This is a genomic window from Herbinix hemicellulosilytica (assembly GCF_002904165.1).
GTDB lineage: Bacteria > Bacillota > Clostridia > Lachnospirales > Lachnospiraceae > Mobilitalea > Mobilitalea hemicellulosilytica.
Genome location: NZ_CVTD020000007.1, coordinates 19,023 through 33,964 on the forward strand (window position 1 = coordinate 19,023; position 14,942 = coordinate 33,964).

Annotated in this window: 13 protein-coding genes and 1 pseudogene; 11 read left to right on the top strand and 3 right to left on the bottom strand. The window is 36.8% G+C overall.

Annotated features, from left to right (window positions below; genetic code table 11):
* Positions 1 to 79: 79 nt before the first annotated feature.
* A complete protein-coding gene (locus tag HHT355_RS00850; RefSeq protein ID WP_103201572.1) occupies positions 80 to 2,578 on the top strand; it encodes a SpoIID/LytB domain-containing protein in 2,499 nt (832 codons plus the stop codon).
* A gap of 75 nt (positions 2,579 to 2,653) precedes the next feature.
* Here the strand turns inward: HHT355_RS00850 and HHT355_RS00855 are convergent, their stop codons facing one another.
* Positions 2,654 to 3,547: a YihY/virulence factor BrkB family protein gene (locus HHT355_RS00855; RefSeq protein WP_103201573.1), complete on the bottom strand. Its 894-nt coding sequence runs from the start codon at positions 3,545 to 3,547 to the stop codon at positions 2,654 to 2,656.
* Positions 3,548 to 3,909: 362 nt separating this feature from the next.
* Here HHT355_RS00855 and HHT355_RS13690 point away from each other — a divergent pair, with 362 nt between their 5' ends.
* Together HHT355_RS13690 and HHT355_RS00860 are read left to right on the top strand one after the other, a co-directional pair.
* Complete coding sequence (locus tag HHT355_RS13690; RefSeq protein ID WP_170124950.1) at positions 3,910 to 4,056, top strand: hypothetical protein; 147 nt, start codon at positions 3,910 to 3,912, stop codon at positions 4,054 to 4,056.
* A gap of 24 nt (positions 4,057 to 4,080) precedes the next feature.
* Positions 4,081 to 5,475: a tetratricopeptide repeat protein gene (locus HHT355_RS00860; protein WP_103201574.1), complete on the top strand. Its 1,395-nt coding sequence runs from the start codon at positions 4,081 to 4,083 to the stop codon at positions 5,473 to 5,475.
* Between the two features lie 296 nt (positions 5,476 to 5,771).
* Here HHT355_RS00860 and HHT355_RS00865 read toward each other — a convergent pair.
* Positions 5,772 to 6,946, bottom strand: a pseudogene (locus HHT355_RS00865) (ISL3 family transposase).
* 262 nt (positions 6,947 to 7,208) lie between these two features.
* Here HHT355_RS00865 and spoIIAA point away from each other — a divergent pair.
* From spoIIAA to spoVAE, 7 genes are all read left to right on the top strand, one after another.
* Positions 7,209 to 7,595, top strand: a complete 387-nt coding sequence (gene spoIIAA / locus HHT355_RS00870; protein ID WP_103201575.1) for an anti-sigma F factor antagonist — start codon at positions 7,209 to 7,211, stop codon at positions 7,593 to 7,595.
* Positions 7,596 to 7,627: 32 nt separating this feature from the next.
* The gene (gene spoIIAB / locus HHT355_RS00875; protein WP_103201576.1) at positions 7,628 to 8,086 is read left to right on the top strand and encodes an anti-sigma F factor; all 459 of its coding nucleotides are present in this window, start codon (positions 7,628 to 7,630) and stop codon (positions 8,084 to 8,086) included.
* Positions 8,087 to 8,123: 37 nt separating this feature from the next.
* Complete coding sequence (gene sigF, locus HHT355_RS00880) at positions 8,124 to 8,840, top strand: RNA polymerase sporulation sigma factor SigF (protein WP_103201577.1); 717 nt, start codon at positions 8,124 to 8,126, stop codon at positions 8,838 to 8,840.
* Positions 8,841 to 9,052: 212 nt separating this feature from the next.
* Entirely contained in the window at positions 9,053 to 9,202 is a 150-nt protein-coding gene (locus HHT355_RS13540; protein ID WP_158245848.1) for a hypothetical protein, read from the top strand.
* Between the two features lie 25 nt (positions 9,203 to 9,227).
* Positions 9,228 to 9,728 (top strand): stage V sporulation protein AC, encoded by a 501-nt coding sequence (gene spoVAC, locus HHT355_RS00885; protein ID WP_103201578.1) that lies wholly within the window; start codon positions 9,228 to 9,230, stop codon positions 9,726 to 9,728.
* Positions 9,729 to 9,793: 65 nt separating this feature from the next.
* On the top strand, positions 9,794 to 10,861 hold the full coding sequence (gene spoVAD / locus HHT355_RS00890; RefSeq protein WP_103201617.1) for a stage V sporulation protein AD: 1,068 nt from the start codon (positions 9,794 to 9,796) through the stop codon (positions 10,859 to 10,861).
* Positions 10,862 to 10,884: 23 nt separating this feature from the next.
* Positions 10,885 to 11,241, top strand: coding sequence for a stage V sporulation protein AE (gene spoVAE, locus HHT355_RS00895; protein ID WP_103201579.1), 357 nt, complete (start codon positions 10,885 to 10,887; stop codon positions 11,239 to 11,241).
* Positions 11,242 to 11,530: 289 nt separating this feature from the next.
* Here the strand turns inward: spoVAE and HHT355_RS00900 are convergent, their stop codons facing one another.
* A complete protein-coding gene (locus tag HHT355_RS00900; RefSeq protein WP_103201580.1) occupies positions 11,531 to 14,212 on the bottom strand; it encodes a transglycosylase domain-containing protein in 2,682 nt (893 codons plus the stop codon).
* A gap of 363 nt (positions 14,213 to 14,575) precedes the next feature.
* Here HHT355_RS00900 and HHT355_RS00905 point away from each other — a divergent pair, with 363 nt between their 5' ends.
* The gene (locus tag HHT355_RS00905) at positions 14,576 to 14,866 is read left to right on the top strand and encodes a DUF6514 family protein (RefSeq protein WP_103201581.1); all 291 of its coding nucleotides are present in this window, start codon (positions 14,576 to 14,578) and stop codon (positions 14,864 to 14,866) included.
* Positions 14,867 to 14,942 lie beyond the last annotated feature (76 nt).

Sequence of the window (14,942 nt, forward strand, 5' to 3'; positions counted from 1 at the left end):
GCATATGGGATAACAATCCGCACTAGTTTTTTGGCAACAAGCAGAAAAGTATGCTTCTGTGCCCGAAGGGGGAATATTTATGAATATAAAGAAAAAGCTTATTATAATAGGTGTATGTTTTGTAATCATAATAATGGTATTAACGGCCAATATTATCAGACGAATTATAGCGGATAGGGATAATAAGCAGGAAGATAATGTTCTGGCAGAGAACGTTATTTCAAGGGCAGAAGCTTACCGCCTTTTAAGCTATCTTGAATATGACAAAGCAAAAAGAGAATCTCTGCCGATGGGGATTACTTATGCCGATAAAGATATGTCTGATTGGTATGACAGGTATGTAAATGCCATTTGGAGAATGGGCCTGATAGACGAAAATATAACCGTATCCCCCAAAGAGGCTTTGACACTTGGGGAATGCAAATTTTTAATCGATAAACTTATTACTAAAAAGCCAATACTGCAAGGGGTGTATTCAGGAATTTCTTTTGATTTTCTGAAGGCTGAAAGCGAAATGCTGATACCTCAATTTTTGGAATTGTATAATGCCATTCTTGATTTGCTTCCTGAGGATGAGAAAATTGTTAAGGACGAGATTCTTTTTGTCCTGGACCGTGAAATAGCCGAGGACGGCAAAGACAGAATAGTTACCGACCAAGGGAAATATTTTTATGTGAATTCAATGGATTACGAAAAGTTTTATAATCCCGAAGCAGACAGGCCTTATGACAGGCTAACCGGGGAAGAGGTACTGAGGCGTTTCAATAATAAAGGAATAGAAGTGTTGGCCTGTAAAAATGAAATTATATATATAAAAAATATTTATACCGGTAAAATTACAATTAAAAATGTCTGGATTAAACAGGGTAAAGAACTTAAAATTGATACTTTTATAAACGGAGTACATAAAGAGTTCCAGGCTCAGTTTAAACTTTCCCAGGATATTGAAGAGATAGTCGGTGATATTGCTATTGAAAACGGAAATGTAGTCGGTATCAGTATCAAGCCTGATATTATAACAGGAAAAGTATTGCTGTCGGGTGAAGATTTTATAGAAATCGAAGGTTACGGAAAAATTCCGCTGGATGATGACTATAAAATATATAAGATTTACGGCGAATTGTCAATGGAACAGACAAGCGGAATTCTGGTAGGATATGACACCACGGATTTTGTGGTATCCGAAGGAAAAATCAGCGCCGCACTCATCAAGGAAAGTATAAAAGCCGAAAGAATTAGGGTGCTTCTTCATACTACGGGATTTAAAGATATATATCATAAGCAGGTTGAAATAGGGGCGACTTCCGATTATGTAGTAAGAACCGGTGAAAGCGAAACCCGCTATAGCGCTTCTGAAACTTTGACTTTAGAGCCGGGAGACAAGATGCTGTCTTTGGGAAGAGTAATAATAGAGCCTGTTTCGGAGGAAGGCAAAATTAAGTTGTTGTCAATAGAGCGCTCTACGGGTACTCCTAAATACAGGGGGAGAATAGAGATTACACAGGAAGACAAGGGGCTTCTGATTGTAAATGAATTGCCCCTGGAGGAATATCTGTATGCGGTTATACCCAGCGAAATGCCCACATATTACGGTCTTGAGCCGTTAAAAGTGCAGGCGGTTTGCGCAAGAAGCTATGCATATCGCCATCTTTTGGCAAACAGCTTAAGTGCATACGGAGCTCATGTAGACGACAGCGTAGCATATCAGGTTTACAACAATATAGAAGAAAATGAAGAATCCATTCTTGCCGTCAAGGAAACTTACGGAAAAGTCGTAGAATACAATGGAGATGTGGTTGCGGCATATTATTTTTCTACTTCCTGCGGGCATACAACCGACGTGGAATATGTATGGCCTAACGGAAAAGATTTGCCATTCCTGAAAGGAAGGCTGCTTTCCGCAGAAGATGAGAGTGAGAGTGTCATATCAAATCAGAAAACCAATATCTACAGTGATTTAACCAATGAGGATAATTTCAGGACTTTTATTCTTGATAAAGATTATAATACCTATGACAGCGATTTTGCCTGGTACAGGTGGCAGGTAACAATAAATGCAGACGATATAAAGAATAATATAAACGATAAGCTTTCAGCAAGATACAAGGCAAATCCTGATTTTATACAAACTCTTGTTTCAAATAAGCCTACGGATAAAAATGCAGTATTTGAAAGTATGCCGGTGGAAACAGTAGGGGATATTCTTGATATATCCGTGGCAAAGAGGGGAACAGGCGGAATTATATATGAGCTTATTATACAAGGGACCGAAAGGACAATAAAGGTGCAGACAGAGTACAATATAAGAGCCCTTCTGGCACCGGTTAATGCTACGGTTTATCGGCAGGATGAAAAAGGCATAAACAATTTGACTTTGCTTCCCAGCGCATTCTTTTTTATAGAGCAGAATAAGGAAAACGGAAAGCTAAAAAGTATAACTCTTACCGGAGGAGGTTACGGTCACGGGGTAGGATTAAGTCAGAACGGTGTTAAATCATTGGCTGATGCAGGGAAAAAATACGATGAGATAATTTCGTATTTTTACAGAGGAACCAATATAGGTTTTATTTATGAATAGCATAAATATTAGGCAGGATTTATATTCAACTCAGTTTCTTTATGCGGAGACTGTTGAATATGAATCCTGCATATTTTATTGTTCGCCCCTCTCTGCGTGTGAGCTTGCGTAATGGATTTCATTTTTATAAAGTTGTTTTACTTTGTTTATTAAATCTTTGTTTTGAAGGAGTATGTTGATCTCCGCACCTAAAAAGAGGATATACATGCAAAAATACATCCAAAGCATAAACAGCACAATGGTTGTAAGGCTTCCGTACATGGAAGAATAATTGGAATAATGGTCAATGTAATATGAAAAAGCATAGGAATATCCCATCCATCCCGCAGCACAAACAAAGGCTCCCGGGACTTCTTTGGACAGTTTGGTTTGTCGGTTTGGTACAAACTTGTATATTATTAAGAAGAAAATAAACAGGGCAATCAGGCCTACCATTGTACGAATGCTTATAATCACCAGGGCTAAATCGTGTAAAACGGAAAACCTCTGGGTTATCCACAGGTATAATCTGTTTCCGAATACAAAAATTGTCATACTGATGATTATCATTATGGCAAATATAAGAGTATACAGGGTTGAAACAATTCTTAGAAATATTGAATGCCTGGTTTCCTGGATTTCATAAACGGAATTTAAACCTTTCATTATTGCAAGAAAACCTTTGCCTGCCGACCAAAGGGCAGTAAGAGCGGTAACAGAAATTACAGTTCCTGAATTGGTGAGGTCATAAATTTCGGTTATAACCCGGACTATTAATGAGTTAAAAGCCTTAGGAAAAACCTGTATAAAAATCTTCAGAATGGTGCTTTCCTGAATATTAAAAAATGGAACAATGCTTAATAAAAACATGATAAACGGAAAGAAAGATATGATGATAAAAAATGCTGCCTGAGCCGAGAAGGCAGATATATGATCATCTTTTATTTTTTTAAAAAACATATCGATAATTTTTATTGTTGTTTTTATCATAACACTACCTCTGCCTTATCAATAAGAGTTAAATATGCTGCTTTAGCAAAGTACTTTCAAACAGCAATATCGGTTTTAATTATTTATTTATATTATATTTCCTGTTTTACATGTATATAATTTAGATTAAAAGTTAAGCACTTTTATTGTAAACTATTTGACCGGTTAGTCAAGTATAAAGGACTGAAAAATATGTGGCTTTTAAGTAACGGAATTGTGGACGGAATGAAGATTTTATAAAAATTGCTATATAATAGTATAAACACTTGATTTTTAGTATTATTATGAGTATGATGATAGTTAGAATATAGAAATTTTTGAGATATTCCTAAAATCATCATTATAGATAAGGAGAAATGATTATGATTAATTTTGAAGAAGAAATCGAAAAATTTCAACCGAGTCCTGAAATAGAACAAGCGGAAGACTTGATCAACAACAATGATTTGACGGATATCTCTGACATTTTAAAAGCGTTACTTAAGGATAAAGAGAATAATTCATTTTGATGAGTGAAGTTAGGTGGGGATTATATGGTTTGTCCGAATTGCCATGGCATGGTTTCTGAAAAAAGAAGTCGCTGTGACCGATGTGGGCAGGATTTGACTTTATACAAAAGGATATACAAAGCTTCCAATATGTACTATAATTTGGGGCTTGAAAAAGCAAAAGTAAGAGATTTATCCGGAGCGGTTATTGCTTTAAGAAAGAGTCTGGAATTCAATAAAAGGAATACTAATGCCAGAAACCTGCTGGGACTGGTATATTTTGAAATGGGTGAAACGGTAGCTGCACTTACCGAATGGGTAATCAGCCGGCATTTTAAACCGGATGATAATGATGCAGATAAATATATTAATGCCGTACAGGAAAATCCTACAAGACTGGATGCCCTAAACCAGGCTATTAAACGGTATAATAATGCGCTTACGTTTGCCAAACAGGGAAGTGATGATCTCGCTATAATACAATTAAAGAGAGTTCTTCAGTTAAATCCCCATTTTATAAGAGCTTATCACTTACTTTCAATCTTATATATTAAAAATGGTGAGATTGAAAAAGCAAGAAAATGTTTACTTCGGGCATCTAAAATAGATGTATCAAATACTACAACCTTAAGATATATGAATGAGCTGGAGCAAAAACCTGCTGGCGGGCAGGAGGGAGAGGCTTCTTTAAGTCATGACAGTTCCACAATTATGCCTATTTCTTCTTACAGGGAAGATAAGCCCAATATTATGGCGTTTGTTAATTTGATTATCGGGGTATTGATAGGCGTTGCCGTAACGGCATTCCTGATAGTTCCCTCAATAAAAAGAAATAACGTAGCCGATAACAATCAGGATTATGTAGATTACAGTGCGGGGCTTGCCGCTTTGGAAGAAAAAGAGGCTGCTATTGCAAAGCTTCAGGAAGAAAATGCAGAATTAAGCCAAAAGATAAATGACCTGCAGGCCGAACTTGACGGTATTGAAATGCCGGAAGTAAATCCTGAATTGTACGACCCTTTATTTGAAGCAGCTTCCCTATATATGGATGAGCTTAAAAAAAGGGAAAGAGACAGGGATTATTCGCAGATAGCCGAGATTTTAAGAAACATAGATACCGACAAATATGAATCCGAACAATCCCTTCTGCTTATAGACCGGCTTAAGCAGGATATTTTCCCGGTTGTATCGAAAATACATTATGACATAGGGCATAAATTATACAGTGACTATAAATATGAACAAGCACTGGATGAACTGTTCCTGGCATATAATTATGACCAGACCAATGTAGATGCTATCTATTTTATTGCCCGGTCATATCATAGGCTTGAGGATTATGAGAGTGCCCGGACTTATTATGAAATGATAGTAAATGATTTTGCCGATTCCAGAAGATATCAGAGTGCAGCAGAATTTTTGGAAAGTTTGCCTGATTAATATATCAATTACATAAAAAGATTATAATGAAAAATAGTAAGCCATATCTCATTCTTTTGAAGAATTAGGCTGTTTATAAATTTTGCCGTTATTTATGCATTCACATACGGATTGTTGTATCCTAATGTGAAGCATAAATAACGGCTTTTTTTAGAGGCTCTTTGTCAAGTGTTGGGGTATGATATGTTTGAATTATGTTAAAACACTAGGCTTAGAGCCTATTTTTATGATTGATTCATTAATCCCTGTTTTTGGGCATGACAAATAAACCTCGGGCCAGTCATATTTATTTTTACTTAATTGCAAGAATGTAAGATACGTGTACGAAATCTTTCAAAGTTTTTTATACCATACGATATACGCTAGGTACCTTTATTTTATTATTAAATCCCTCTGTTACACCATTGGTTAAGCCATATTTAAATGCATTTAGTATTTCTTTTGACCAATGTCGGAAAGTTGCTGCACATTTTTTAAACTCTTTAATGCCTGAGTTTTCTGCATTCTTTATCCATTCAAATAATTCTTTTCTTTGAATAGAATACTTTTCATTATGACAAATATCATAAAACCATTCTTTAAGCATATGAGCTTTCCTTAAATCATCGTTATAAAGCAGCATAAGATCACAGGCTTTTTTATCTTCATCCTTTAACTTATAATACCTGGTAAGAATTAATTTACGGCTTCTTTTGTAGTATTTTCTCAAAGTAGGAGACATGGATTTTTGTATTCTTTTACGTACATTTTCTATTGCCCAGGTTACATGCCTTATGAAATGATATTTATCAATAATTACTACAGCATTAGGAAAATAACTATAAGCTAAATCAACATATGGCTGCCACATATCACAAACAAAGAATTTTACCCGATGCCTTTCATTACGATTCATTTCTCTAAAATAAGCAGAAAGATGAGATTGTGTTCTGTCAGGTAGGATGTCCATAATGTAATTCTTTTTAGGATTAACAATAATACATTGATATTTACCTGTTTCAGCGTTACCTTTAAATTCATCAATAGCAATAGCATCTTTCAAAGGGAAACTAGAATAATGAATAGTATCCAGAATTCTAGTGACCGTTGAATGAGATACATTAGATTTTTCAGCAACAGCTTTTATAGAAACCGAATTTCGTAATTCATTAGCTATGTATTGAGTAAGACGAGTGGTTCGTTGCTGATATCTAGCTAAAAAGGGATATTTTTCATAAAAACGTTTTCCACACTTACAACGATACCGCCTTTTTTTAAGAATTAGATAGCAGTCTTTGAACTGTAAAGGTAAATCTTTAATTTTTTGATAACGGTAATCATGTATCTGTTTAGTTTGTTGATGACAACAAGGGCAAATCTGTGTTGTGGCTTTTGTTTCAATATAAATTTTTAAATAATTATCTGCGTGGTTGATTTTTTTTACAAAAATACCTTCCAAATTTAATAAAGATGTGATATGCTTATTAAGCATATTTATTTACCTCCTGGTGGTCTACTTATTGACTGGCACTGGGAGGTTTTTTTATTATAAACTAAAATGCTGGGGTTGTGAACTAAATGATTCACTTACCCCAACATTTATTATAGAACCTTTTTAGACATAAAACAGAGAAGGTATTGGTATACCTTGTTTATAAAGGACGGGATATCTTAATAATTATTTTTAACTTGACTATAACTGGAATAATATGTAAAAATATAACTATATCCAACAGAATGGAGGTTAAGTTTTAATGCAAGATAGCAAAAGGTATTATAAACCGGACGTAAGGACGGGAAAGGAGGGGACAAGCTATGAAATCTACCAAAGATGCCTGATTATCAGACTGAATGACGAGTTAGACCATCACAATGCGGTAAAAATAAGAGAACAGTCGGATAAGCTGATTGACAGGAATCATATAAAGTATATTATATTTGATTTTTCAGGTACCGATTTTATGGATAGTGCAGGTATTGGGGTTATCATGGGCAGATATAAAAAGTTGGTTTTCATTGGGGGGAAAATAGCCGTGGCCAATGTGAGTTCTGCTATAGACCGAATTTTAAGGCTTTCCGGCCTTTATAAAATTATAGAGAAGTACGATACGGTTGAAGCAGCTTTGCAAAGTTTTATATAGATATAAGTAATAGGAAAGGGGAATAAGTATTTATGGATAATACTAATCGAATGGTATTGGAGTTTGAAAGCAGGTCTCAAAATGAAAGTTTTGCAAGAACTGTGGTTGCGGCTTTTGCGGCAACAATGGACCCAACTTTAGAGGAGCTTGCAGATATAAAAACAGCCGTATCCGAAGCTGTAACAAACTGCATAATTCATGGATATCCTGACAAAATCGGCATTATTACCATGAGATGCTCCATTTCGGGAGATGAAATAACTGTTGAAGTAGAAGATAACGGAGTAGGCATTGAAGATATAAATAAGGCCATGGAGCCGTTATATACAACCAGGCCGGATCTTGAGAGGTCTGGTATGGGTTTTTCCTTTATGGAGGCTTTTATGGACGAGCTTGAGGTGGAATCTGTAGTCGGAGAAGGTACTTTAGTAAGAATGAGAAAACGGATAGGTAAAGAAGCAATTAAAGGTTATACACAGCATACCGGATAATTAGGCCTAAACTTAACCGAAGGGAGTGGGGTTTAATGTGGATACGCTGGAATTGATTAAAAGGAGTAAGGAAGGCGATAAGGAAGCCCGGGACAGGGTTGTAGCTGAAAATGTCGGTTTGGTATGGAGTATAGTAAGAAGGTTTGCCAACCGAGGTTATGAAATGGAAGATTTGTTTCAGATTGGCAGTATCGGATTGATTAAAGCAATTGATAAATTTGACTGTTCTTATGATGTTAAATTTTCTACTTATGCTGTCCCTATGATAACCGGTGAAATAAAACGGTTTTTAAGGGACGACGGTATGATTAAGGTAAGCAGGTCACTAAAGGAAAATGCCGCCAAAATAAGAGCGTACAGAGAAAAATACAGCAATATGTACGGTAAAGAACCAACCATAGAAGAGATAGAAGAAGAATTAAAACTTCCAAAGGATGAAATTTTGATGGCTCTTGAAACAGGAGCCGAAGTTGAATCACTTTATAAAACCATATACCAAAGTGACGGAAGCCCAATATATCTGATAGATAAATTGGCACAATCAAAAGATGAAAGCGAAAATATGATAGATAAGCTTGCATTAAGAGAAGTTATTGCTTCCCTGGATGAAAGGGAACAGGAAATAATCAAGCTTAGATATTTTAATGATAGAACTCAGACCGATATAGCAAAAGAACTTGGTATTTCACAGGTTCAGGTTTCCAGAATGGAAAAAAGAATTTTAAAAATACTAAAAGATAAGCTCGGTGCTTAAATTCATGGATTTTCCAGTATAGTAATTTTCTAAAAACACATAATAATATAGGTAAATGTAAACAAAAAGCATCAGGATAAATAAACTGATGCTTTTTTATATAAATAAAATTTTTCAATTTTATGCTATAAAATATATCCATTAAAAGGCGGAAATTCTTATATTTATTCAAATAAATCTTGATAAAAAGCCGTTTGCTGGGAGGGATGTTTATGATAAAAAAACGAAAAATTATTGTAGTGGCAACCCTGCTAATTATAGCCGCAGTTGCTGTTGTGCTTTGCGTAGGTTTTCTTACAGGAGAAAAGAAAAGGGATATTGACGGGACACTGGTGAATATAAGAATTGAGCAGGATTGCTGAATATGTTTTCTGGGAGGTGACTTAAGTGGAAAAGGAGAAGAATACAGTATCTGATATAATAAGGGAAACCAACAAGACGATAAGAGATGAAAAATACAATCAATATGTAAAGCAGGTCACACCGACATTCAGTACGGTAAAAAACTGCGTGGCAGCGTATATTGTAGGCGGTTTTATTTGCGTTATCGGCCAGGGGCTTACTAATTTCTTTTTAAAGAGGTCGGGAGATATAGAATTGGCAAAGGCATATACTACAATTTGCCTTGTTTTCCTGTCTGTTTTTCTGACAGGAGTCGGTTTGTACCAGAAACTGGCCAAATTCGGCGGTGCAGGAACATTGGTTCCTATTACCGGATTTGCCAATTCTGTAGCCGCTCCTGCAGTTGAATACAAGAAAGAGGGACAGGTATTCGGGATCGGATGTAAGGTATTTACAATAGCAGGACCTGTAATTTTATACGGAATATTTTCGTCATGGGTATTGGGTTTAATCTATTATATTTTAAAACAGGTTGGAGTTGTATAAGAATAAAAAAGTAAAAAGTAAGCACGATGGGAGTTGGGAAAATGGCGGAAAATCTCAGTGGCAATATGCAGGAAGCAAATACCGGCAATGAAACAAGCGTAAGTAAGATTGTAGGAAAGCAAAGTGTCGCTTTTAGGAAGCCACCGTATATAATTGCAGCATCCTCCATAGCAGGGAAAAAAGAAGGTGAAGGACCGCTTGGTACCTTGTTTGACCAAATAGTTGAAGACCCGATGGTCGGCAAGGAAAACTGGGAGGCGGCTGAAAGCGAACTGATGAAAATGGCGGCACAAAAGGTTCTGACAAAAGCAGGCCTTAAAAATACCGATATCAGGTATCTGATAGGCGGAGACCTGCTTGGTCAGCTAATAGCGACATCTTTCGGTATTGCGGAACTTGGCATACCTGTATTCGGTGTCTTCGGAGCATGCTCTACCATGGGTGAAGCCATGATTATAGGCTCCACGCTTGTAGAGGGAGGATATGCAAATAAAGTTATGGCTATTACTTCAAGCCATTTTGCCGGGGCGGAAAAACAGTTCAGATTCCCACTGGATTACGGCAATCAGCGGCCTTACTCTGCATCCTGGACCGTCACCGGGTCCGGAGCGGTTATTATATCAAATCAAAAAGATCCTAATAAAAATACAGGAGAACCGGATATCGTTATTACCGGATTTACTACAGGCAAAATAGTGGATTACGGAATAAAGGACTCTATGAATATGGGTGCCGCAATGGCTCCAGCCGCTTTTGACACCATAAAGCAGAACTTCGAAGATTTTGGTATCAAACCGGATTATTACGATAAAATAATTACCGGAGATCTGGGATATGTGGGCAAGAATATACTGATAGAATTGCTGAAAGAAGTAGGCTACGACATTACAAATCAACATATGGACTGCGGTATGGAAATCTTTGATCAGGAATCCCAGGATACCCATGCAGGCGGAAGCGGATGCGGCTGTTCTGCCATAACATTTGCAGCTTATATATTAAAGCAGTTAAGGGAAAGAAACTGGAGAAGGATATTGTTTATCCCGACAGGAGCTCTGCTTTCCCAGGTCAGCTTTAATGAAGGAAATACGATACCGTGTATTGCTCATGCGGTTATGGTAGAGGCAAGGTAACAGAAGAAAGGAGTAGATTTTTAATGGATTATGTTATCGCCTTTTTGGTTGGTGGGGCCATATGCGCACTGACACAAATATTACTTGATAAAACAAAACTGATGCCAGGGAGGGTAATGGTAATATTAGTCTGTTTGGGTGCTGTTCTTGGAGCTATCGGTATATACGAACCTTTTTCAAAGTGGGCTGGAGCCGGAGCCAATGTTCCTTTGACCGGCTTTGGAAATGCCCTGTTTAAGGGTATAAAAAAAGCTGTGGATCAGGAAGGATTTATCGGAATTTTTAAAGGCGGTTTTACCGCATCGGCAGTCGGAATTTCGGCAGCGCTTATTTTTTCATATATTGCTTCATGGTTCTTTAATCCGAAGATGAAATCATAAATTTAAGCCAATCTAATACGGATTAAAAATTTTACTATAAGAACAAATTCATATAACAGATTCATAAATGTCAATTTTTAATTGAAAACACCTGCTTAAGCAATTTGTTGTTTAGAACGAAATACAGTTAAATAAAGCAGCAGGTGTTTTATTATTTTAAATTCAAACAAAAACACATAGTGTACTTTACTGTGGCCTATTGGCGTTATAGTACACTATGTGTCTTTTATCTTTTAAACTATATCTTAGTATTTAATTTTCGGTAACTAATTATATAATATCAGGCAAACTACCTAAAGTTAGTGAAAAAATCGTTAAAATTATCTTCAAAATAGTATTCATTGAAATAATTATCATCGGAAGGAGCAAAAGGCGGTTCATCTTCATAATAGTTGCCGGTATGAATATGACATGTTTCTTTAGGAAGGATATAAGGGGTGTCATAAGTAGTACCGGTTTCTGTTTTGTCAAGGTATACGGCCTCTTTCTGCTTATTTGCAGGACAATATTCGGTAGCGAGAGCCGATGATTCGGTACAGATTGTAGCTTTTACATGTACGTCACATTTTTCTGTAGGTTCTGTTCCCTTGGCAAAGTATTCTGTTTTTATCGTATTTCCACCCAAATAGTGGTCACATAAGCCCTCTACGGCCAATTTTCCGGATTTTGTGCATATCTTTGCTGTAACTATAGAATTGGGCATAGGAAAGCTTTGTTTTTCCAGGCCTTTTTCAATATGGATTCTCTCCATAATGGTACGCCAGATAACTCTGTTAAAGGTACGGTCCACCATTGTCTTGTTGTTGTCAAAACCGGCCCAGACTGTGGCGGTATAATAAGGAGAATAACCGGAAAACCACAAATCATTATAATCCGAAGTTGATCCGGTTTTACCGGCTATGGGCATATCGATTTCTCTGAGTCGCAGATTGGTACCAGTTCCGATTTTAACAACGTCTTCCATGGCATTTGTTAGAAGCCAGGCCGTTGATTCTTTCATTACCTGTTCTTTCATAGGGTGTTTTTCAAGGAGAACCTTGCCGTTTTGATCCAGAACCTTTGTATAGAATATGGGCTCAATATATACCCCTTTATTGGCAATGGCTGCATATGCTGCCGTCAGTTCCAGATTGGTTACACCGTCCGTAAGCCCTCCCAGAGCCATAGGAAGGTTTATGTCTGATACCACTCTGCCGTCGGCTTCCGTTCTGGACTCAACCAGGGTAGTAAAACCAAGTTTTTTAAGATATTCATAACCTACCTTTGGTGTAACTTCAGCCAGGGTCTTGACTGTAACTATGTTCATAGAATCATAAATACCTTTACGAAGAGTTACCAATCCTTCATATTCTTTTTTCGATCTCCAGTTGCTGACCTCAACCTTGGTACCGGGATAATAGTATGGGCCTGAATCGTCCTGAACGCTTGCCAGGGTAAAACCGGCCATATCCAGTGCGGGTAAATAAGTAGACAGGACCTTAAAGGTTGAACCGGGCTGTCTTTTTGTATCAGTAGCCCTGTTTAAGGTACGGTTACCAACCTTTTCGCCTCTGCCGCCGGCTATAGCCACAACATGGCCTGTATGCTGATCAATAACCACAAAGGAAATTTGAGGTTGGATAGTCATATTAATCCTTTCAAGCAGGATTTTATCGCCTTCTTCTAGTATGGATGCTTTAAATTCTTCAATTTTTTTGAGCATGTCATCCTTATCTTTAAAGTATAAGGAAAATTTTCTGCCCTTTTCATCCGCATATAAATTATCCGGATCGGAATAGTTTTTAAAGTATTCTAGCAGGTCTGAGCTGTGATAATGTTTAGTTGTTTTCTCTTCATCATTCTTTTGAATTGAAATGGCATAATTCAACTCATAATATGATATGCCCATTTCTGGATAATATGATTCGTCAGAAATTACTTCATCAACAATTCTTTGGATAGTGGGATCCATAGTTGTTATTATTCTTAGACCGCCGCTATATATTAAATCCAAAGCCTCTGACTGGGTATAACCCAGTTCGGACTGAAGATCATTCATTAGCTGGTCTATTAATTCATCTACAAAATAGCTGTAATATGAAGTTGAAGAATATTCTTCGTTTACGGCCTGAATTCTGGCATAAACATCATCAGCCATGGCCTCGTCGTATTCTTTTTGAGTACATTTGCCCTGTTCGAGCATCAGGCTAAGAATCTTGTTCTTTCTGGCTTCGTTTCTTTCCGGGTTGGTGATGGGATTATGATATACCGGCAATTGTGCTATGGCAGCCAGTACCGCTGCTTCGGACAAATTAAGTTCCCAGACATTTTTATTAAAATATCTCTTTGATGCCGTCTGAACTCCATATGTACCGGAGCCGAGATTAATGGTATTAAGATAATATTCAAGTATCTGCTTTTTATCCATCCGGTTTTCCAATTGGATAGCCAAATACTGCTCCTGAATTTTACGCTTCAGTCGGTCAATAAATTTTTGCTCCCTGCCTCCGTCAAAAACCTGATTCTTTATAAGCTGCTGGGTAATTGTGCTGGCTCCCTGGTCAAACTCGCCGCCTTTTATACCTGAGAAAAAGGCCCTGAGTATACCTCTGATATCAATTCCGTCATGTTCGTAGAATCTCTCGTCCTCAATAGAGATAAATGCATCTTGGACTATTTTCGGAATTTGATCTATGGTAACATATTCGCGGTTTGCCTCGGCGCCTATCAGATTTTCAATAACGTTGCCTTCGCTGTCATATACTTTTGTGGTAAAACCCTTGGGGCTTACGTCAATCTGGGTAATGTCAGGCGCACTGTCAATCAATCCTTTTAAATAACCAAAACCCGCATATGCACCGATTATTACCGCCACAACGGCAGCAATAACGCATAAGCGGAATACAGTTATCCTGAATTTTGATGTAAGGCGTCTGGCATTTGACTTTATATAATTTTGCTTTTGCTCAATTCCTTTTTTACTGTAATTCATAGTAACCTCCAATTTGCATTAAAAATGCATGGACTTCGGACTAAGAAGAGTATAACAAATTATTCTTATTAAATAAAGTATAAAATCTTTACATATAAAGGATTACCGTTTTATAGGAATAAAATACCAATTTTAGGGAAAACGGATAAAACTTGTCTTTTTCTAATAATTCTATATATTGTTGTATTATTTTTATAATTTAACATTATATAGGGGCATTGTATATAAAATGAAAAGATGTGTCGAAAACTAACGAACTCTACGGAAAGGTGCGTTAAATTTCACTTTATTTCGTATAATATTCAGTGTATAATTATATTTGTCAGCCGTTTTCGGGAAGTTTCAATATAATGGGGGATGAAAATGAAAAAGATGAGTCTGTTATTTAGCAATGAAGTGACATTGGAAGACAACAGAATTATGAGGCTGGAGTATAACATTACTGAAAACAGAAGCTCTGACACTGACGAACCTTATTATGGAATACTGATCGCTAAATATTTGGACGGAAGTAAAGAAGTTGAAGAAATTGAGGGGATATCATATTCCAGAGATAAGGTTGAAGCAATCGCAAAAATTTTGCACAGAAACACAGTTACACCTATTTCGATGGTAGAGATTGTAGACGACCTGATAACACTTGAGGCAGTATGAATTGTCCTAAATACATACAGTATTAACACTTCTTCAGATGTGTTTGACGGAACCCATGCTGTGATTTTGCAGGCTT

What these genes read in the sequence shown, in the direction of transcription:
- HHT355_RS00850 (WP_103201572.1), top strand. Translation starts at nt 80, where the DNA reads ATGAATATAAAGAAAAAGCTTATTATAATAGGTGTATGTTTTGTAATC.
- HHT355_RS00855 (WP_103201573.1), bottom strand. Translation starts at nt 3,547, where the DNA reads ATGATAAAAACAACAATAAAAATTATCGATATGTTTTTTAAAAAAATA.
- HHT355_RS13690 (WP_170124950.1), top strand. Translation starts at nt 3,910, where the DNA reads ATGATTAATTTTGAAGAAGAAATCGAAAAATTTCAACCGAGTCCTGAA.
- HHT355_RS00860 (WP_103201574.1), top strand. Translation starts at nt 4,081, where the DNA reads ATGGTTTGTCCGAATTGCCATGGCATGGTTTCTGAAAAAAGAAGTCGC.
- spoIIAA (WP_103201575.1), top strand. Translation starts at nt 7,209, where the DNA reads ATGCAAGATAGCAAAAGGTATTATAAACCGGACGTAAGGACGGGAAAG.
- spoIIAB (WP_103201576.1), top strand. Translation starts at nt 7,628, where the DNA reads ATGGATAATACTAATCGAATGGTATTGGAGTTTGAAAGCAGGTCTCAA.
- HHT355_RS13540 (WP_158245848.1), top strand. Translation starts at nt 9,053, where the DNA reads ATGATAAAAAAACGAAAAATTATTGTAGTGGCAACCCTGCTAATTATA.
- spoVAD (WP_103201617.1), top strand. Translation starts at nt 9,794, where the DNA reads ATGCAGGAAGCAAATACCGGCAATGAAACAAGCGTAAGTAAGATTGTA.
- spoVAE (WP_103201579.1), top strand. Translation starts at nt 10,885, where the DNA reads ATGGATTATGTTATCGCCTTTTTGGTTGGTGGGGCCATATGCGCACTG.
- HHT355_RS00900 (WP_103201580.1), bottom strand. Translation starts at nt 14,212, where the DNA reads ATGAATTACAGTAAAAAAGGAATTGAGCAAAAGCAAAATTATATAAAG.
- HHT355_RS00905 (WP_103201581.1), top strand. Translation starts at nt 14,576, where the DNA reads ATGAAAAAGATGAGTCTGTTATTTAGCAATGAAGTGACATTGGAAGAC.